This window comes from Sphingomicrobium aestuariivivum, assembly GCF_024721585.1.
In the GTDB taxonomy this organism is placed as follows: domain Bacteria; phylum Pseudomonadota; class Alphaproteobacteria; order Sphingomonadales; family Sphingomonadaceae; genus Sphingomicrobium; species Sphingomicrobium aestuariivivum.
On the sequence record NZ_CP102629.1, the window covers coordinates 313,269 to 334,063 of the forward strand.

At 67.0% G+C, this 20,795-nt stretch carries 11 protein-coding genes; 1 reads left to right on the forward strand and 10 read right to left on the reverse strand.

What is annotated here, in order from left to right:
• Positions 1-66: 66 nt before the first annotated feature.
• From putA to addA, 4 genes are all read right to left on the reverse strand, one after another.
• Positions 67-3,210, reverse strand: coding sequence for a bifunctional proline dehydrogenase/L-glutamate gamma-semialdehyde dehydrogenase PutA (putA, locus tag NUW81_RS01500; protein ID WP_245109665.1), 3,144 nt, complete (start codon positions 3,208-3,210; stop codon positions 67-69).
• Between the two features lie 8 nt (positions 3,211-3,218).
• Complete coding sequence (gene secA, locus NUW81_RS01505) at positions 3,219-5,972, reverse strand: preprotein translocase subunit SecA (RefSeq protein ID WP_245109667.1); 2,754 nt, start codon at positions 5,970-5,972, stop codon at positions 3,219-3,221.
• A gap of 119 nt (positions 5,973-6,091) precedes the next feature.
• The gene (gene trxA, locus NUW81_RS01510) at positions 6,092-6,412 is read right to left on the reverse strand and encodes a thioredoxin TrxA (protein ID WP_245109670.1); all 321 of its coding nucleotides are present in this window, start codon (positions 6,410-6,412) and stop codon (positions 6,092-6,094) included.
• Positions 6,413-6,484: 72 nt separating this feature from the next.
• Entirely contained in the window at positions 6,485-9,886 is a 3,402-nt protein-coding gene (gene addA, locus NUW81_RS01515) for a double-strand break repair helicase AddA (protein WP_245109672.1), read from the reverse strand.
• A 59-nt stretch (positions 9,887-9,945) separates the two neighbouring features.
• Between addA and NUW81_RS01520 the strand changes: the two genes are divergently transcribed.
• Positions 9,946-10,116, forward strand: a complete 171-nt coding sequence (locus NUW81_RS01520) for a hypothetical protein (protein WP_245109674.1) — start codon at positions 9,946-9,948, stop codon at positions 10,114-10,116.
• Positions 10,117-10,120: 4 nt separating this feature from the next.
• Here NUW81_RS01520 and addB read toward each other — a convergent pair whose 3' ends face one another.
• The 6 genes from addB to NUW81_RS01550 form a co-directional block, all read right to left on the reverse strand.
• Positions 10,121-13,051, reverse strand: a complete 2,931-nt coding sequence (gene addB, locus NUW81_RS01525) for a double-strand break repair protein AddB (RefSeq protein ID WP_245109676.1) — start codon at positions 13,049-13,051, stop codon at positions 10,121-10,123.
• Positions 13,044-13,796: a nucleotidyltransferase family protein gene (locus NUW81_RS01530; protein ID WP_245109679.1), complete on the reverse strand. Its 753-nt coding sequence runs from the start codon at positions 13,794-13,796 to the stop codon at positions 13,044-13,046. The genes addB and NUW81_RS01530 overlap by 8 nt, the downstream gene beginning before the upstream one ends.
• The gene (locus NUW81_RS01535) at positions 13,796-14,785 is read right to left on the reverse strand and encodes an aminoglycoside phosphotransferase family protein (RefSeq protein ID WP_245113610.1); all 990 of its coding nucleotides are present in this window, start codon (positions 14,783-14,785) and stop codon (positions 13,796-13,798) included. The genes NUW81_RS01530 and NUW81_RS01535 overlap by 1 nt, the downstream gene beginning before the upstream one ends.
• Complete coding sequence (tsaE, locus tag NUW81_RS01540) at positions 14,782-15,213, reverse strand: tRNA (adenosine(37)-N6)-threonylcarbamoyltransferase complex ATPase subunit type 1 TsaE (protein WP_245109681.1); 432 nt, start codon at positions 15,211-15,213, stop codon at positions 14,782-14,784. Before tsaE ends, NUW81_RS01535 begins: the two co-directional genes overlap by 4 nt.
• Positions 15,210-17,549, reverse strand: a complete 2,340-nt coding sequence (locus NUW81_RS01545) for a PAS domain-containing sensor histidine kinase (RefSeq protein ID WP_245109683.1) — start codon at positions 17,547-17,549, stop codon at positions 15,210-15,212. The genes tsaE and NUW81_RS01545 overlap by 4 nt, the downstream gene beginning before the upstream one ends.
• A gap of 144 nt (positions 17,550-17,693) precedes the next feature.
• Positions 17,694-20,735: a TonB-dependent receptor plug domain-containing protein gene (locus NUW81_RS01550; RefSeq protein ID WP_245109685.1), complete on the reverse strand. Its 3,042-nt coding sequence runs from the start codon at positions 20,733-20,735 to the stop codon at positions 17,694-17,696.
• Between the last annotated feature and the right edge of the window lie 60 nt (positions 20,736-20,795).

Genomic DNA, 20,795 nt, shown 5'->3' on the forward strand with positions numbered 1-20,795 from the left:
GACATCGCCCAGCAAAAAGGGGACGGGTTGCCCCATCCCCTTCAGGTTACGGAACGTCTCTCCGAGCTAGCCTTCGAGGCTCGCCATCAGGCTCGCGTTGCCGCCCGCCGCCGTCGTGTCGACGCAGGTCACGCGTTCGGTGGCGAAGCGTTCGACATAGTTGGGACCGCCTGCCTTGGGGCCGGTGCCGCTGAGGCCCTCGCCGCCAAAAGGCTGGCTCTCGACCACCGCGCCGATCTGGTTGCGGTTGACGTAGAGGTTGCCGACGCGCGCATGCTTTTCGACATATCGACGGTTGAGGTCGATGCGGCTCTGGAGGCCCAGCGTGAGGCCGTAGCCGGTCGAGTTGATCGCCTCGACGACCTTGTCGAGTTCACCCGCCTTCCAGCGGATGATGTGCAGGATCGGACCGAAATTCTCGCCCTGCAGCTGGGCCAGCGATTCGATCTCGTAGATGCTCGGGCTGACGAAATAGCCGAATGCGTCCAGCTCCTCGGGCACGTCGCGGCGAACCACGCATTTGGCATGATGATCGAGCCAGTCGAGGTGGCGACGGAGCGCCTGTCGTGCCTGCGCATCGATGACGGGGCCGACATCGGTGGTGAGCAGCCTCGGATCGCCGATATGCTGCGCCTCCAGCGCGCCCTTGATCATCTCGATCATGCCGTCGGCGACATCGTCCTGGATATAGAGGACGCGCAGCGCCGAGCAGCGTTGGCCCGCCGACTGGAAGGAGGAGGCGACCACGTCGCGCGTCACCTGTTCAGGCAGCGCCGATGAATCCACGATCATCGCATTCTGCCCGCCGGTCTCCGCGATCAGCGGGACGATGGGGCCGTCCTGCCGGTCGGCGATGGTGCGGTTGATGATGCGCGCGGTCTCGGTCGAACCGGTAAAGGCGACGCCGGCGGTAAGCGGATGCGCGACCAGCGCGGCCCCCACCTTGCCGTCGCCCGGCATGAACTGGGCGATATCACGCGGGATGCCGGCCTGGTGCATCAGGTCGATGGCGAAATCGGCGATCAGAGGCGTCTGCTCGGCGGGCTTGGCCATCACCGCATTGCCCGAGGCGAGCGCGGCGGCGACAGGTCCCGTGAAGATCGCGAGCGGGAAATTCCACGGGCTGATGCAGGTCCATACCCCGCGGCCGTGAAGGCGCAGCTCGTTCAACTCGCCCGTCGGGCCCGGCAGCGGGATCGGGTGGCTGAATTTCTGCCGCGCCTCGGCGGCATAATAGCGAAGGAAGTCGACCGCCTCGCGCACCTCGAGGATCGCGTCGGGCAGCGTCTTGCCCGCCTCGCGGATACACAGGCTGAAGAAGGTCTCGGCATGTTCTTCGAACAGGTCAGCGGTCTTGTCGAGGAGCTGCGCGCGCTTCTCGCCGCCGAGCTGGTCCCAGGCGGGCTGGGCCGCAGCGGCGGCTTCCATCGCGCGGTCGATCGCGCCTTCGGTCGCCTCGTGGACGAGGCCGATCTCGATGCGGTCGTCATGCGGGCTGGTGATGCGGCGCACCGGGTGCTCGTCCTTCGAGCGCTCGGTGGGGATCGCCTCGTAGCTTTCGTCCTTGAGCGCTTCGAGGCGCGCCATCAGCGGTTCGCGCACGAGCGGATCGGACAGGTCGACGCCCGCGCTGTTGCGGCGCCCGAGGCCGAAGATCTGGTTGGGCAGCGGGATGGCGGGATTGCGCTTGGGCTCGACCGCTTCCATCAGTGCGACCGGATCGCGCACCAGTTCCTCCACGCTCACCCGCTCGTCGGCGATGCGATTGACGAAGGAGGAGTTGGCGCCATTTTCAAGGAGGCGGCGGACGAGATAGGCGAGCAGCTCCTTGTGGCTGCCGACGGGTGCGTAGATGCGCACGGGGCTATGCTCTTCGCCGAGCCCGTCCTCGAGCGCGTGAAGCTCGGTGTAAAGCTCGTCGCCCATTCCATGGAGCCGCTGGAATTCGAAGCCGGGCGCGCCGGGGCGCGGGCCGGCGATCGCCTTGATCGCGGCGATGGTGTTGGCATTGTGCGTGGCGAAGGCGGGGAAGATCGAGCCCGGCGCCGAGAGCAGCTTCCTCGCGCAGGCGAGATAGGACACGTCGGTACCGAGCTTACGGGTGAAGACCGGATAGTCCTCGAGGCCGGCGACCTGCGCGGCCTTGATCTCGGTGTCCCAATAAGCGCCCTTCACGAGGCGCACGAACAGCTTGCGGCGATAGGTCTGGGCAAGGCGAATGGCCCAGTCGCAGGTGTGAACCCCGCGCTTCTGATAAGCCTGGATCGCCATGCCGAAGCCTTCCCAGCCATCGGCGAACAGGCTGTCATCGGCCGCGATCGCCTCGATGATGTCGAGGCTGAGCTCGAGCCGGTCGGCCTCTTCGGCGTCGACGGTGAGGTGGACGTTGGCGTCGGCAGCCTTGCGTGCCAGCTTCGTGAGGACGGGGAGGATCGCGGCCTTGGCTTCGGCCGCATGGCTCCACTCGTAGCGCGGGTGGAGCGCCGAGAGCTTGACCGAGATGCCGGGGGCGCCATGGAAGCTGTCCGCCCTGCCCTCGGCGGCAAGCCGGTCGATGGCATCCTCATAGGCCTTGGCATAGCGCGCCGCATCGGCGTGCGTCATGGCCGCTTCGCCGAGCATGTCGAAGCTGTGGCTGAGCCCGCGCTTGATCTCGGGGCGGGCGCGCACGAGCGCCTCGTCGATGGTGCGGCCGAAGACGAACTGCTTGCCGAGGATCTTCATCGCCTGTCCGACCGCGGTGCGGATGACTGGCTCGCCGAGGCGGCCCACGGCGCGGCCGAGCGCGGCGCGCCAGTTGCGCGCATCGTCATTGGCTTCCTCGAGCACCTTGCCGGTCATGAGGAGCGAGAAGGTTGCGGCGTTGACGAAGGTCGAGCGAGAGGCGCCCAGATTCTCGGCCCAGTCGCGCTCCGACAGCTTGTCGTGGATGAGGTCGTCGATGGTCTCGGCGTCGGGAATGCGCAGCAGCGCCTCGGCAAGGCACATCAGGGCGATGCCCTCGTCCGAGCCGAGATCGTAAGCCTGCATGAAGGCATCGATGCCGACCGCCTTATGTTCGCGCATGGCGCGGATCAGCGCGGCGGCGGTCGCTTCGGCCTCATCGGCCTGCGACGAGCTCAGGCGGGCCTGTTCGATCCGCTCCGAGACAATGGCATTTTCCTCCGCGCGATAGGCAGCACGCAGAGTGGAGCGGTCGATGGTAGGCATAGTCGTCCTTAGGAAATGGCCCCGTGGCAGTGCTTGTACTTGCGGCCCGAACCACAGGGGCACGGCGCATTACGGCTCGACGGCGGCGTGAATTCACCTTCGGGCGCGGCGTCCATGACGGGCTGCGGCGCAGCGGGCTTGGGGCTCTGGCGCGGCGGCAGGCTCGACATGATGGCGCCGGTGGCGGCATCGACGTCGGCCGTATTGTCGTCGCCCGAGAGCGGGTCGAAATGGGAGGTGATGAAGTCGGGCACGTGCGGAACCGGCGGCGGGGTCGTCGGCTGCTCGACCTGGATCTGCGCGCGCATGATGGTCTTGGTGACCTCCTCGCGCAGCGTGACCATCAGCCGTTCGAACAGGAGGAAGGCCTCCTTCTTATATTCGTCGATCGGCTTCTTCTGGGCATAGCTGCGAAGGCCGACGACCTGGCGCAGGCTGTCGAGCGTCGCGAGATGCTCCTTCCAGTGGCTGTCGAGCGAGGAGATGAGGATCTGCTTCTCGGCCTGCGTCCAGCGCTCGGGGTCGAGTCCTTCGAGCTTCTCGGCCATCTTGGCGTCGGCGATGTCGGCGATGCGGTCGATCCACAGCTCCTGGTCGACCGTATCTTCCTCGACCCACTGCTCGAGCGGCAGGTCGAGGCCCATGACCTCCACGAAGCTCGCCTTCATCTCCTCCACTTCCCACTGTTCGGGGAAGGAGCCCAAAGGCGCGTGGTGGGTAACGAGACCGGCAATGGTGTCGTGGCGCATGTCCTCGACGACATCGCCCACGGTGTCGGCGTCCATCACGTCGGCGCGCATCTCGTAGATGACCTTGCGCTGGTCGTTCATCACGTCGTCGAACTCGACGACCTGCTTGCGCACGTCATAGTTGCGCGCCTCGACCTTCTTCTGCGCGGTCTCGATGGCCTTGGAGATCCACGGATGGGTGATCGCCTCGCCATCCTGCAGGTTCTTGTTCATCAGCTTGGCGAAGGCGGCCTGCGGCCCGAAGATGCGCAGCAGGTCATCGTCGAGGCTGAGGTAGAAGCGGCTCATGCCGGGATCGCCCTGGCGACCGGCGCGGCCGCGCAGCTGGTTGTCGATGCGGCGGCTTTCGTGGCGCTCGGTGGCGAGGATGAACAGGCCGCCGAGGTCCTTCACCTTCTGGCGCTCTTCGGCGACCTCGGCCTTGATCTTCTCGATGGCGGCGTCCTTGGCGGGACCGTCCTCCATGTCGGACAATTCGTCCTCGATACGGAAGTCGACATTGCCGCCGAGCTGGATATCGGTGCCGCGGCCGGCCATGTTGGTGGCGACCGTCACCGCACCGATGCGGCCCGCCTGCGCGACGATATGCGCTTCACGCTCGTGCATGCGGGCATTGAGCACATTGTGTGCGATGCCCTCCTTCTCGAGGAATTCGCCGAGCATTTCCGACTTCTCGATCGAGACGGTGCCGACGAGAACGGGCTGGCCCTTCTCCTGGCGCTCCTTGATCTCTTTCGCGATCGCCGCGAACTTGTCGGTGATATTCTTGTAGAACTCGTCTTCCTCGTCGATCCGCTGGACCGGCAGGTTGGTCGGGATCGACACCACGTCCATGCCGTAGATGTCGTGGAATTCGGGCGCTTCGGTGGCGGCCGTGCCGGTCATGCCCGAGAGCTTCGGATACATGCGGAAATAGTTCTGGAAGGTGATCGAGGCGAGCGTCTGGTTCTCGGGCTTGATCTGCACGCCCTCCTTGGCCTCGACCGCCTGGTGCAGGCCATCGGACCAGCGGCGGCCGTCCATCATGCGGCCGGTGAACTCGTCGATGATGACGACCTCGTCGTCCTTCACGACATAGTCGGTGTCCTTCTTGAACAGGACATTGGCTTTCAGCGCCTGGTTGACGTGGTGGACGACCTGCGTGTTGGCGACGTCATAGAGGTTCGAGCCCTCGATGAGTCCTTCGGCCTCGAGCAGCCGTTCCAGCTTCTCGGTGCCTTCCTCGGTGAGGACGACCGAACGCATCTTCTCGTCCTTCTCGTAATCCTCCTCGACGAGGTGGCGAACGATGGCATCGACCTTGATGTAGAGCTCGGACTTGTCGTCGGTCGGGCCCGAGATGATCAGCGGCGTACGCGCCTCGTCGATCAGGATCGAGTCGACCTCGTCGACGATGGCGAAGTTGAAGGGCCGGTGCACCATCTGGCTCCGGTTCATCTTCATGTTGTCGCGCAGGTAATCGAAGCCGAGCTCGTTGTTGGTCGCGTAGGTGATGTCGGCCTTGTAGGCATTGCGCCGGTCGGGCTCCATCATGTTGGGCACGATGACGCCCACCGACAGGCCGAGGAAGCGGTGGACATTGCCCATCCACTCGGCGTCGCGCTTGGCCAGATAGTCGTTCACGGTGACGACATGGACGCCCTTGCCCGGAATGGCGTTGAGATAGGCCGCCAGCGTCGAGACCAGCGTCTTGCCCTCGCCCGTGCGCATCTCGGCGATCTCGCCGCGATGGAGCGCGATGCCGCCGATCATCTGCACGTCATAGTGACGCTGGCCGAGCGTGCGCTTGGCCGCCTCGCGCACCACCGCAAAGGCTTCGGGCAGCAGGTCGTCGAGGCTCTCGCCCGCCTCGTGGCGGTCGCGGAAGACCTGCGTCATGCCCTGCAATTGCTCGTCGCCCATCGCCTCGAAGGTCGGCTCGTGACTGTTGATGACATCAACGATCTTGCGCAGCTTGGCGACATAGCGGTCGTTGGACGAGCCGAAGAGCGATTTGGCGAGGCCGGCGAACATGCAAATTCCCTACGAAGATCGGGGCGGGATCAGGTGGGCAAAGATGCCCCGCCCATAAAGAAAAACGGTCGGGCTGCGATGTAGGAGCGACCCGACCGTTCGTCAACGAAAGTGAAGGCTCAGAGCGCCCCTTCGATCCATTGCTGGATCTGCCCCTTGGGCGCGGCGCCGACCTTCTGGGCGACGGCCTCGCCATTCTTGAACAGGAGCATCGTGGGAATGCCACGCACGCCATATTTGCCGGGCGTCTCGGGATTCTCGTCGATGTTGATCTTGGCAATGGTCAGCTTGTCGCCGAGCTCTTCGGAGATTTCCTCGAGCGCGGGGGCGATCATGCGGCACGGGCCGCACCATTCGGCCCAGAAATCGACCAGGACGGGCTTGTCGGCGTCGAGGACGTCGGACTGGAAATTCTGGTCGGTGACAGCTTTGGTGGCCATGCGCGCCTTCTCCTCAATACTAGCTTGACGGCTCATATGGGGCAGCCGTGCGTCCGGCTCAAGGGTGGAGCGTCAATCCATCGAAATGAGTAGCGGGCCCGCTGTATAGAGAAGCGCGCTTTCAACCTGTTTTCCGGGGAAAATGACCTCGAGCGCAGCCTTGTAGGCCGCCATCTGTCTGGCATAGGCCTGGGGTACGTCCTCGCGGGCGTCGGGGACGAAGCGGCCGGTCTTGAAATCGACCACCAGCACGCGATCTTCCCCGACCAGCAGCCGGTCGACCGTGCCGGCGATCACCCGCCCGTCTGGCAGCGTCGCGGCGAGCGGCGCCTCCGCGAGCGCTCCAGGCCCGAACAGGTCGGCATGTTCGGGCGCCTCGATGACGCCGAGCGCGGCGGCGACCAGGTCGGCCGCCTCCGCTTCCGGCACGTCATGCGTCGTCGCGAGCCAGTGCCGCGCGGTGCCTTCGCGCCGATCCGGGGGCACGGCAGGGAGCCTTTCGAGCAGCGCATGGACGAGCGTGCCGCGCCGCGCGGCACCGCGTTGTTCGGCGGTGGCCGGCGGAAAGCTCAGCTCGTCCATCCCCTCGAAGGCCGAGGGGCTCAGCGGACGAGGCGGGCGCGCCTCGGCGGGCGCGGGTTGCTTCGCCCATTCGGGCAGTTCGATTTCCCGCCCTTCGCCCGGCAGCGCCCTCGCCGCGCTGCCCTTTGCCCGTCCGGTGCAATAGACGAGCCCGTCGCTCTCGGCCCAGTCGCGTTCGAGTGTCTCGCTCTCCATCGACTGAAGGGCCCGCGCGACCGCGGCGTGCCACGAGCCCTCGGGGACCGGTCCCAGCCCGCCACCGCGCTTGCGTGGACGCGGCCCGGCGATGACGAGCCGCTCCTCGGCGCGGGTCAGCGCGACATAGAGGAGCCGCCAATGCTCCTCGCGCTCGCGAGCTTCGAGTGCTTCCAGCGAAGCGGCAATGGGCGGCCCGCGCTCGGCCTTGCGCGGTCGAAGGAGCGGCATCTCGCCAAGATCGTCCAAGGGCAGCGTGACCGTGGGGCGCGAGCCCGGCCCGTCGGGATCCCAAGTCGCGTCGGCGAGGATGACGGTCGGCGCCTCGAGCCCCTTGGCGCCATGGACGGTCATCACCCGCACCTCGTCGCCGCGTCCGGCAGCCTCGCGCTTCACCTCGCTGTCGTCGGCCTCGATGGCGGCGAGGAAATGGTCGAGACTGCCGGTCTCGCCCCGTTCGAATTCGAGCGCGGCATTGAGCAATTCCTCGATCGGATCGCGCGCATCATGGCCGAGCCGCGCCATGAGCTTGCGGCGCCCGTCCATCGGTCCCGACAGGATCGCCTCGAGAAAGGCGCCGGGCCCCGTGAAATCGGCCATGCCGAGCAGCGGGTCGAGAACGCGGCGCGCTTCCATCGCCGGACGCGTCTCGGCGCGCTGCAAGCTCTTCCACAAGCTCGCCCCCTCGCGGTCCATCGCCAGCGCTGCCAGTTCGTCCTGGCTCCACCCGATGAGCGGCCCGACCAGCAGGCAGGCGAGACTGAGGTCATCACCGGGCTGGGTGGCAAAGCGCATCGCTGCCAGGAGGTCCTGCACCGCGAGCGGCCGCGACAGGAAGAGCCGGTCGACCCCCGCCACCGGGACACGGGCGGCAAAGAGGCGCGCGACGATGAGCGAGGCAAGTTCGCTGCGGCGCCTCAGGAGAATGAGGATGTCGCCGGGCCGCGTGCCCTGCTCGATCATCGCGCCGACCTCGTCGGCCAGCGTGCGGGCATAATGGCGGTCGCGAAGGTCGATCCAATTTTCCTCGCCCGCGCCGTCGCCGCCCTCCTCGGCTTCGAAGTCGAAGGCGGGCCACAGCTCGACCGCGCCGAAGCGATCGCTGTTATGGTCGGCGACGAAGTGGCGTGGCGGGTCGTCGGGTAGTCCCATCGCCCCTGCCCCGACCGTCTCGATCACGCGGTCGACGCATTCGAGCACGGCAGGCGAGGAACGGAAGCTGGTCGAGACCGACAGGTCCTCGAAGGCGCGCGGACGCTCGTCCACCGCGGCCGCGATGGCGTCCTCGGCGCGCTGGCGAAAGCGTTCGCGCGCGGCGACGAACTGTTCGGGCTGCGAGCCCTGGAAGCCGTAGATCGCCTGCTTGAAGTCACCGACCATGAAGAGCGTGCGGAATCGGTCCTCGGTCTCGGCATTACCGGCGAAGAATTCGTCGGCCATCGCAGAGATGATGCGCCATTGCTCCGCGTTGGTGTCCTGCGCCTCGTCGACGAGGACATGGTCGATGCGCGCATCGAGCTTGAAGCGGATCCAGTCGCCGATGCCGGGCTGGGCGAGCAGGTCGAGCGTCCATTCGATGAGGTCGGTGAAGTCGGCGAGCCCCCGCGCCTGCTTCACGCGCCCGTAGCGCTGCGTGAAGCGCTCGCCCGCGCGCAATGCGGCGGCGAGGTCCTCGACATAGACGAGCCGGTCGGGCAGCCGCGACAGCGGAAGCCACCAGTCGGCAAACTCCTTTGCGAGCATCTCGTAATCGGGATCGGCGGCGACTTGCTTCGGCGACACCTTGCATAGCTCGTCCGTGCCCTTCTTGAGGATCTTGTCGGCCAGGCCCGGCAGGAGCGCGGCGCGCTGCCCCGGATCGGCTGCCTCGAAGGCCGCGATGCGTTCGGCGATGCCCTTGCCCGTCGCGGTGCCCCACGCACGGTTGGCAGCCACCAAACGCCCGAACAATATGCCGTCGAGGTGGAACAGCTCGGCGGCGAGGATTTCCTCCGCTGTCCCCGTCGCCGGCAGTTCGGACAACACACGCAGCCACGGCTCGATCGCGCCTTTCTCCGACAGGCGCGCGAAACCGCGCGGAAAGGCCGCGCAGCCCTTGAGGAAGCCCGTCGCCCCCGCCTGCCCGAGCCTCAGGCTCATCGTCTCGAGGTCGTGGAGGAACTGGCGGTCGTTCGGCAGCGGCGAAGCGGCAGCCTCGCTGGCGAGGTCCGCGAGCACTTCGGTGACGAGCCGGTCGGCGGCGCGGTCGTCGATGGCCTCGAAGCCCGGCGCGATGCCCGCCTCCGCGGGAAAGCTCGCCAGCAGCGACTGCGAAAAGGCGTGGATCGTCTGGATGCGCAGGCCGCCGGGCGTGTCGAGCAGCCGCGCGAACAGTTGCCGCGCGCGCTTCAGCGTCTCCTCGTCGGTACGCTCGCCGAGATTGGCAAGGTCGAGCTTGAGGTGCTGCGCGTCCATCCGCACCCAGTTGGCGAGCCGCATCGAAATGCGGTTCGACATTTCGGCCGCCGCAGCCTTGGTGAACGTGAGGCAGAGGATCGCGCCCGGCGACACGCCGCGCAAAAGGAGCCGTAGCACGCGGCTTGTCAGCACCATCGTCTTTCCGGTGCCGGCCGAGGCCGACAGCGCGGCATGATGCGCGGGATCGGACGCGCGCCCTTGCGCGCCGCCGAGCCGCGGCAAGGGATCGAGCCGCTTCATGCCACGCCTCGCCGCGACAGATGCTTTGCAAAGCCGGCATCTGTGCCTAAGGAGCGGCCATGACCAAGAAGAAGACCAACGCCGCCGTCGAGACGGCGGAGAGCGCCAAGTCCAACAAGAAGAAGATCAAGGCCGCGAGCGTCGCGGTCGGCGTCGGCTCGGCCGCCATTGTTGCCGCGCTGCTCTACGCCAACCGCCGCAAGAAGTCGGGCAAGCCCAAGGCGGACTGATTTCTCAGGCACCGCGTCCATACCATTCCTCTAGCCGCATCAGCTGGTCATAGTCTCCATAAGGGGCGAAGGCCGGGTTGAGCTTGGCCACGAAGGGTTCGGTGCCGAGGAGATAGTCTCGCGCCAGTTCGGCGAACTTGGCGCCCGTCTCGGCGACATAGTCGGAGACATCGCCCTTCGTCGCGGCCATGCGCTCGCCATAGCCGCCGCGCGACTTGGCCATTTTCCAATATTCGAGCGCGACGGGGCTGGTCCCCGCGCCTTCGAAGCCGCCCTCGCGCGCGATCAGGCCGAGCAGCCCGAGCTGCATGGCAAAGCCCGCGTCGACCGCCTTGCGCTGGGGTGACGAGCCGGTCTTGTAGTCGACGATCGCGAGGCCCCCGCCCTTGCAGCGGTCGATCCGGTCGGCGGTCCCGTCGAGCATGATCCCCGCGATCATCGCCTTTCCCTTGAGCTCGGCCTTCCACGGCACGCGGCCCGAGGCGCGGTCTTTCTCCACCTCCTCGAGGATGAAGGCGACCCCCTCGCGCAGGCGCGGGCCCCACAGGGCGCGCAGCATCGGGTGGATGTCGTCCGCGCCGAGCATCTCCTCGAGCGCCGGCATCAGCGCATCGGGATCGGCATCGTCGCGCACGATCCAGGCCTCGAGCAGCGCATGGACCCGCGTGCCCTGCCACGCCGCAAGCTTCTGGCTCTCGAGCGGTTCGAGGCTGCGCAGGCGCAGGATACGCTGGGCGTAGAATGCGTAAGGGTCGGCCTTCAACCGCTCGACCGCGGTGACCGGCAGCGCCTTGGGGCGCTTGTCGGCGGGCGGCGCCGGCATGGGCTGGCCGGCAGGGCGCACCTCCTCTGGGCGGTCGAGCGCCAGCGCGAGCCGCTGGAGGTCGTCGTCGCGCTTCATCCCGCCGCTGATGGCTTCGAGCCGGAGCCAGAAGCGCGAGGCGATGGTTGGCGAACGGGCATCGCGCAGCGCCCGCGTCAGCAGCACCTCGGGCGCGCCGAGCGCGCTCATGAAGTCATGCGCGGCAAGACCGATGCGGCTGTCGAGACCCGGCAGGCCGAGCAGGCGGCGGAGGCGCGGCGCGAGCCAGGGATCGCTGCCGCTGTCGGCGGGCCAGCTGCCTTCGTTGAGGCCGCCGAGAATCATCAGGTCGCTCTGCAGCAGCCGCGCCTCGAGCAAGCCGAGGAGCTGGACGCGCGGATGCCCGCCATAGGGCTGGCGTACACTACGCCCCGCCATCAGGCTGCGCAGTAGCGCCTGCCGCTCCTCCGGCGGCACTTCGAAGGAGGCGGCGGCGGCGGACGTTTCGAGCGTTTCCACGAGCGCCGACAATTCGCGCCCTGCCGCCCCGGTCCACGCCCGCTCGCCTGCGAGGATTTCCAACGCTTCGTGCAGCGCGCGGGCAAGCGCAGCGAGCGTATTGGCGCCTTCGAGAACCTCCGCAGCGGCCTCGAGCGGCGCGCGGACGAGCGCGAAAGCGGCGCGCTGTTCCTCCCGCTCGAGCCGCTTCGACAAGCCCTCGAGACCCGGCCCGGGGCGCGGCCCGCGCAGAGCGAGATCGAGCCGTCGCACCTGCCGTAGCCAGTCGCCGCGCTCGGGGCCCTTGCCCCCGACTAGCGGATGCTTGGCGAGCGCGAGCATCGCCACCGGCGCCCAATCCTCTTCCATCGCCGCGAGGAGGAGAAGGAGGAGCGTGGCCGGCGGGCTCTGGTCGAGCGGCTGGCCAGCACTGTCATCGACGGCAATGCCCCAGCGCGTGAGGATGGCGCCGACGCGGCGGGCGAGCCCGCGGTCGGGCGTGACCAGTGCGGCGGTCTTGCCGGGTTCTTCGAGCGCGCGCCGCAGCGCCAGCGCAATCCCGGCGGCTTCGGCGGCGGGGTCGGAAAATTCGGCAGCGCGGATCCCGCCACCGAGACGCCGCTCGACCGGCATGAGCTCCTGCCACTTGTCGGTGTAGCGCGCGGCGGTCATCGCATGGGTGATGACGCGGCTGCGTTCGGGCGCGGCGGCGGGCTCGCCGCGCCGCCTCCAGTCCTGCACCTCCCCGCGCGCCACCGACATGCGGTCGAGCAACAGGCGCAGGTGATATTGCGGATGGCTCAGCATCGTGCCCGACGGTTCGGCCAGCGCCTCGCCCTCGCCCCGCACCTCGGCGAACGCCTTCCATTCCTCATCGGGCATCTCGCGTTCACGGGCGAGCGCGGGAAGCACGACCATCCCCTCGGGCAGGCGCGCAATGACCTTGAGGAGATGCGCCACCGCGGGGGCGGTGGTGGTGATGCCGGCGGCCACGGTGAAGCCGTCGGGCGGCGCTTCCTGCCAACGCTTGGCAAGACGGTGGAGGAGGCGGTTGCGCCGCTCGGCGAGGTCGATCGCTCCGCGCTCCTCGAGGATGGTGGGCCATTCGGAGAAGACGAGCCCGAGCTTGGCGTAGAGATGCTGCCAGTGCGCCTGCAACTCGCCCGCCTCGGGGGCCAGCGCGCGCAACTCCTCGGGCGTCTTTTCCTCGATGGTGAGCTGGTCGAGCGCGCGCGCGAGGTCGCGGGCCTCGCGCATCGCCGAGACTGCGCTTCCGCGTGCGTCGCTCCCGCGAAGGAGGCGGGCGAGGACCAGCAGCCGCTCCTCGGGATCGATCGAAGGCGGAAGCGGTGCCTCGTCGATCGGATCAAGCGCGAGCCCGAGCCGGTCGCCAAGCTCGGCGTCGCCGATCGGCACGAGACGCGGAAGGAGGCAGCCCTCGCCCGCCGCGCGCACGAAGGCATCGCGCAGGGAGCGCGCGGCGCGGTTGGTCGGCACGAGAATACGCCCCCGCGCCATTGCCAGCGGATCGCTGCCATATTTGTCGAGAAGCCCCGCGACGAGCGCGTCGACGAAGCTGCGGTGCGGGGGAATGGAGAAGACCGTGGGGCGCGTGGTCCCGTCCGCCTCACTCATCGCGCAGGATCGCCTCGGTCGCGGGAATGGCGGGCGGCGTGCCGACGTCGAACCACAGGCCCTGGTGGACCGCGCCGTAGAGGCGGCCTTCCTCGATCGCGCGGTCCCACAGCAGGTTGGTCGAGAACTTGCCCTCCGGCGCATCGCGCAGCAGCCGCTTGGACACCAGCTGGATGCCCGTGAAGACATAGGGCGCGACCTTGTTGGCGACGCGCCGCTTCAACCGGCCGTGACGGTCGAGATGGAAGTCGCCGCGCCCGCGATGATGGAAGGCACGCGCATGGGGCACGAGCAGGAGGAGCGCGTCCATCTTGTCCGCGTCCCACTGGCTGCTGAGGAGGCGCAGGCTGTCCGAGGGGCCGTCGACCCAGAAATTGTCGCTGTTGCAGGAAATGAAGGGGTCGCTGTCGATCATCGGCAGCGCCTTCACGAGGCCGCCGCCTGTCTCGAGCAGGGCCTCGCGCTCGTCCGAAATGGCAAATTCCATGCCTTCGCGGGTGGCAAGGTGGCCTTCGATCGCGTCGGGCAGGTAATGAACGTTGACCACGACCTTCTCGACGCCTGCCTCCTCGAGCCGGTCGAGGACATGGTCGATCATCGGCTTGCCCGCCAGTTCGATCATCGGCTTGGGCCGCGTCGCGGTGAGCGGGCGCATGCGCTTGCCCAGCCCCGCCGCCATGACCATCGCGGTCTTCGGCACCTCGACCTCGACCTTCGGGCGCAGCGACAGGCTGGTGCGCTTCATCAGCGATACTCCTCCCACGCATCGGCACGCAGTGCGGGCGGGACGTTGGCGTCGAACCAGGCCTTCAATGGTGCCAGCGAGGGATGCGCGAGGTTGCGTTCGACCAACCCCCACATGCGCGGCTGGAACTTGAGATAATGCGGCTTGCCGTCGCGCTTCCACAGGCGGGTGAAGATGCCGAGGATCTTCACGTTGCGCTGGGCGCCGAGCAGTTCGTAGTCGGCGATGAAGGTCGCGGCGTGCTCGATCCCCGACCGCGTGATGAAGCGCTCGCGCATACGCGCTTCGAGCGAGGGATCGACGTCGCGTCGGGCATCCTGCAGGAGCGAGACGAGATCGTAGCCGGCATGGCCCGCGAGCGCGTCCTGGAAGTCGAGCAGGCCGAGCCCGCCCTCCTCGAGCAGCATGAGGTTGTCGGCATGATAGTCGCGCAACACCAGCACCGGATGCGCCGCGGTGCGCGCGAGAAGCCCGGGCCAGACCGCCTTCCACGCCGCATCGAAGCTGTCGCGGTCGATGTTCTCGACGCCAAGCGCGGGCAGGTACCAGTCGACGAACAGGTCGACCTCGCGCTTCAGTGCGTCCTCGTCATAAGGCGCCACGCCGGCGGGCAGCGGCGCCTCGTGAAGCTGCACCAGCGTATCGACCGCCTCGGCATAGATCGCTCCCTCGTCGCCCTCGCCGGCGGCCAGCACGGGCGCGACGCGCTTGTCGCCGAAATCCTCGAGCAGCAGCAGCCCCGCCTCGAGATCGCGATGCAGGATCCGCGGCGCGCGCAACCCTTGCGCATCGAGATGTTCGGCGATGGCGATGAAGGGGCGCGAATCCTCATGCTCGGGCGGCGCATCCATCAGCACGGCGCGACCGTGATCGGGATGGACCACGCGGAAATAGCGACGGAAACTGGCATCACCCGCGAGCGGCAGGATTTCGGCGCCTCCCCAACCGGCGGCATCGAGGAAAGCGGGCGCCAGCGTGGGCGGGGTCATGGAAACGGACATCGTTCCTTCCAAGCTTCCGGCGCGGAGGCTGTCAAGCGACGCGTGCCCGTCCGAGGATCGGGGTCGATGACCAGTGCAAGTGCATGGTCCCAGCGCCCCGCCTGCTCGGGCCATTCCACCAGCAGCACGGCGTCGGCGAGGTCGTCGAGGCCGAGCTCGTCGAGCTCGCCTTCCTCCTCGATCCGGTAGAGGTCGGCATGCCAGACCGGCGGATCGAGATGCTCGTAGGGCTGGACGATGGCAAAGCTCGGGCTCGGCACCTCGCCCTCGTGCCCCATGGCGGCAAGGAAGCCGCGCGCGAAACTCGTCTTGCCTGCGCCCAATGGCCCCGAGAGCGTGATCACGTCGCCCGGGCGCACCACCTTGGCGAGCAGGGCGCCGGCGGCCATCGTGGCCTGTTCGTCGGCAAGGATCATGCCGCCTCTCCACGCGGGATCACGAGCGTGACGGCAGTCCCCTCGCCGGGCTTGGACGCCAGCTCGACACGCCCGCCATGGGCCTCGATGAACTGGCGCGTGAGCGGCAGGCCGAGACCCAGCGCCGCCTCGCCGCGTTCGCCCGGGTCGACGCGGTGGAAGCGGTCGAACACACGCGGTTGCTCGTCGGGGTCGATGCCGCCGCCATTGTCGGTGACGGTGATCCGCGCCTCCGCCTCGTCACCCTCGGCTTCCAGCGTGATTTCAGCACCGTGGCCGGCATAGTTGACGGCATTTTGCAGGATATTCTCGATCGCCTCGCGCAGGCGGCGGGCATCGCCCTCGACCGTCCCCGTGCTCTCGTCGATGACGAGGTCGAGCTTTTGCCCCTGTTCCTTCGCGCGCGGCAGGAAGCTTTCGCCCACGGTGGTCGCGAGCCCCGCCAGATCGACGCGATCCTGCTCGATCTGCAGTGCCCCGCCTTCGGTGCGGGTCAAGTCGAGGACGCGGTCGACCATCCGGCTCAATCGCTCCACCGACAGGAGGATGGCGTCGAGATATTCCTTGGCGCTTTCCGACAGGTCGCCCGCATAACCCGCCGCGAGCATCTGCGCGAAGCCGCCGATCGAGGTCAGCGGGGTGCGCAGCTCGTAGCTCATGTTCGCCACGAAGTCGGTCTTGACGCTGTCCGCCTCCTCCAGCGCGCGGGCGCGTTCGCGTAGCGCGCTCTCGATGCGCAGGCTGTCGGTGATGTCGACCATCGTGACGAGGACATTGCCGTCGGGCAGCGGCACGGCGGCATATTCGAAGCCGCGGCCGTCGGTCATGGTCATCCGGCCCGAGCCCGCCTGCCGTCCCGCTGTGGTCGAGCGGACGAGTTCGCGGATCTGCGCCGCCTCGGTCGGGTTGACCAGCTTCTGCGCCATCGCGGGCACCAGTTCGTCGACTCGCGGATGCTCGGACAGCCAGCCCTCCTCCAGCCCCCAGAGGCGCGAGAAACGGCGGTTCCACAGGTAGAGGCGTCCGTCCGAGGCGAACACGCTGATGACCTCGAAGAGGTTGTCGAAGGTCGCGGCGCGCACACGGAGCAGCGTGTCGCGCGCACTGGCAAGGCGAACCTGCTCGGTGCGGTCCTCGAGGATGAGGCGCAGCCCGCCATTTGGCAGCGGCTGGCCGACAACGCGGAGGTGGTCGCCATTGGCGAGGATCCAGTCCTCCTCGATCAGTTCCTCGGTCGCGGTGAACCACTCGCGCCGCTCGGCCTTCCAGCTCGGATAATCGCGCACTTCGGGCACCCGCCCCTTTTCGCGCATCGCATCGAGCAGCCGGTCGAAGGGAATGCCCTCGTCGAGATCCTCTGTGTCGAGCTGGCTCATCAGCTGGAAGGGCTGGTTGTAGAAACTGAGGCGCCCGTCGGCATCGAACTGCGCCGCGCCCGCCGCCATGCGGTCGGCCAGTTCACGCTGCGACTGGATATTCTGCGCCAGTTCGTAGCGCACATCCTCGAGATCCTGGATGTCGAGCGCAAAGCCCGCGACCGCGCCAGTGGGCAGCGGCACGTCGACGAGGCGGAGCATGCGTCGTTCGCCGCCGATGGTCGCAGGCTGGTTGCGCGAATAGGGCGCACCCTGGTCGAGCGCCTTTTGCGCGCCCGAGGCGGCGCTGCGCTCGCCGCTCGCGTCGATGAGTTCGGCGCCGCGCGCGATGACGTCGGCGGCATCCTCGCCTTCGACCGCGGCGACGAAGGCCGAATTGACGAGCCCGAGGCTCATGTCGGGGCCGCGATACCACATGGGGAACGGCGCGCTTTCGATCAGGTGCGTCAGGCTGTCGAGCGCATTTTCGGTCTGTTCGAGACGGCGCGCAAGGCGGCGCTTGCCCTCCTCGGCCTCCGAAATGTCGATCATCCACCCGAGGATGGCGCCGGGTGTCCCGCCCGCGCCGGTCAGCGCGCCGCGGATTGCAAGGATGCTGCCCTCCTTGGTCTCGAGCGTCGTGTCGAGCGGTTCACCCGAGCGACGCGTGGCTTCGATCGAGGCCTCGAGCGCTCCCACTTCCTCTTCGGGAAGAACGCCCCCTGCGGCGAGCCCGGCGAGGCTGTCGGGATCGCGCTCGAGGTGCAGGAGGTCGCGCAGCTGGCTGTCGAGTTCGACGCGGTTGTCGGGACCGATGACGAGCGGCCGCGCAGGGGAGCGCTCGATCAGGTCGTGGAGCGACCGGGCGGTCTGGAGGATGGCCTGCGCCTGCCGGACGCGGCGGGCGGCCATCGTGGTCGCGACCAGCGCGATGACGAGCCAGAGGCCGATCAGCAGCGTGAGCCCCGGAAGCTCGCTCAACGCCCCCGCTCCCGCTGCCAGTGGCGACAAGCTGTCACCTTGTTCGATGCCCCGTTCATATCCCTGTCTTAGCAGGGCCGACGCAAAGAAAAAGGGCGGGAAGCCGAAGCTCCCCGCCCTCTCTCATTTGCCGTCTAAGCGAGCTTAGAACTTGGCGGTCGCGTTGATGAAGAAACGACGACCGATGTAGTCATAGCCCGAGTAGAGCGGGGTGTTGCCGTAGGTCGAGAAGCCGACCGCAGTGATCTGCGGCAGTTCGGCGTCGAACAGGTTACGGACACCCGCGGTGAGCTGGAAGTCTTCCGTCACGTCGAACTGGACCGACGCATAGTGCGTCCAATAGTCCGGGCTCTCGAGATAGAAGATGCTGCGATAGAACTCTTCCAGATCCGGATCGAACTCACCGGTACCTTCGTCGAACGTGAAGTACTGGTAGGTGTAGTCCGGCGAACCCGAGACGAAGTCGACGCCGTAGCGCAGGGCCACGTCACCGAAGTCGAGGCCGAGCTCGGCATTGGCGCTCCATTCCGGCGCGGTGATGATGCCGTTGAAGTCGGTGAGGAATTCTTCCTCGAACAGCTTGTTCGACTGTTCTTCGAACTTCGTGCCACGCATGGTGAGCATGGCGCCGACGTCACCGAAGTTACGCGCATAACGGAGGTTGAGGTCGAAGCCACGAACCTTGTCAGTCGCAAGGTTGATGTAGCTGTTGTTGACCGTCAGCTCGTTGTTGGCGTCACGCACGACGAGGCGGCAGAAGCCGGTCGACGGGCTGAAGTTCGGATCACCGTAGCAGCGGCTCAGGATCGAACCGGCGCCGACCTGCGACACACCGTTGTTGATCTCGATGTCGAAGTAATCGACCGCGATGCTGAGATCGCCCCAGGCAGCCGGCAGACGCGGCTGCAGGACGACGCCCGCACCGAAGTTGGTCGAGGTTTCGGCTTCGAGACCGGCACCAGCGCCACCCAGGTTGAACACGGTGATACCGCTGTTCTGCTGGAAGTCGGCCGGAAGACCGATCGAGGCGCAGTTGGCGACGACGATCGGGTTGTTCGAGTTGCCGTAGTCGTCACACGGGTCGGCGCTGCTCGAAAGGAAGCCCGAGGTGGCACCGAGGAACTGCTCGAACAGGGCCGGGGCACGGTAGCTGGTACCGTAGCTGCCACGGAAGCCGAGACCGCGGATCGGTTCCCACTCACCGGCGACCTTGTAGGTCCAGTCACCGCCGTAGGAGTCATACTCGGTGTAACGGGCCGAACCGTTGAGGTTCAGCGTGTAGGCACCGGGCACGTCGCCGAGGATCGGGACGAAGACTTCGCCGAAGACTTCCCAAACGCTGTCCGAACCGACGGTCGGCGAGGCCGAGGTCAGGTTGTACAGGTTGCCGTTGACCGAGTCGGCCGGCGGCTGGTCGTCGATCGAGGCGTCGCGATATTCGGCACCCAGCGCCAGCTGGACGTCGCCACCGGGCATTTCGAAGACCGGGCCGTCGACCGCGAGGGCAACGACGGTTTCGTCATACTTGGTGGTGCCGATCACGTTGGCGAGGATGTAATCCTTGTACGCCTGCGGCAGGTCGCCGCCGATGGTCGCCGCATCGAGATACGGGGCCGGGACGCAGTTCGGATCCGAGGTCGTGTTACAGACGAACACGCCGGGTTCGACTTCGGTGACGTCGAGCGAACGGGCGATGCGGTCGGTGAGGAACGTTTCGTTCTCATAGGTCGCATCGGTGCCCGAGAAGCTCAGCCACGCGTCATAACGCCAATCGTCGAGGAGGAAGTCACCACGAAGACCACCACCGACGCGGTAGAAGTTCACTTCCTGCGCGGTGTTGGTGTTGCCGAAGCCGATGAAGGCACGGGCAGCGGCGAAGTTGCCGTTGGTGATTTCGTTGGGCAGCAGGAAGATGCCGTCACGATAGGCTTCCGGGATCAGCGGGCTGCCGGTCGAATAGTCGAGCGAGAGCTGGCGATACAGGATCGACGAGCTTTCACGACGGTTGCCGAGGACTTCGAGATACGCTTCGGCGTCGCCGAGGATGTCGAGGTCGTAGGTCAGCTGGGCGTAACCGGTGAGGATTTCTGCCGGGGTGACGATTTCTTCGAGCTGCGAACGCGGGTCGAAGCTGTCACGGGTGTAAAGGTTCACACCGAGCAGTTCGGGGGCGTCCGGGGTGCCCGCAACGCCGGGAGCCGGCACGAAGCGGTTGAAGACGCCGAGCGCACCGGTCTCACGGTCGACACCGACACGACGCGGCAGGCCGAGCGTGTTGATGGTGACACCACCGTTGAAGATGGTGAAGCACTTGGGCGCACCGGTCAGCGGGTCGATATAATCGCCCGAACCCAGTTCGCTGCCCGCACCGTCGAGATAGCCTTCGATCGGGCACGAGGTGAAATCGACGTCGTTGAGACGGACGGCGTCACGCTTGTAATATTCGACCGAGCCGATGAAGCCGAAGCGATCGCTCTGGTTACCGAACGAAGCCGAGATGCGGCGTTCGACGCCGGCACCGATTTCGGGGATGTTCGCCTGGCCTTCGAGGACGAGACCTTCGAGACCACGGTCGGTGATGATGTTCACAACGCCCGCGACCGCGTCCGAACCGTAAACCGACGAGGCGCCGGCCTGGAGGATTTCAACGCGCTCGAGCATCGCCGAGGGAAGGACGTTGGCGTCGACCGCGCCGACCGAACCACGGGTACCCGCGGGGGCCAGACGGTGACCGTTGAGGAGGACCAGCGTACGTGCCGGGCCGAGGCCGCGAAGACCGATGGTGTTCACACCGGTACCACCGTCGACGACGAAGCCGCCGTAGTAGTTGTTGATCTGGGCCGAGCCCTGCGAGACCTGGTTCGACTGGAGAAGTTCGGCAGCCGAGTTGAAGCCGGCCTGCGTCACTTCCTCGCGGGTGATGACGGTGATCGGCTCGGTGGTCGAGAATTCGTCGCGACGGATGCGCGAACCCGTGATGACGATCGCGTCACCGGCGCTGCCATCAGCGTTGGTGACGGTGTCGTCCTGGTACGGGCTGTCCATTTCTTCGACAACCTCTTCGACCGCAACTTCACCGGGTTCGTCGGTGTCGTCGGTCTGCTGAGCAAACGCGGGCGTGCTAAACAGCGCCAGCGAGACGGCGGCGAGCGAAGAGCCAGCCAGCGTACGATTAATTCTGCGCATTTGATTCCCTTTATGTGAGAAAGGCCTTTTGCCTGTCCTCCTGCATAAGGGGGCATGTCG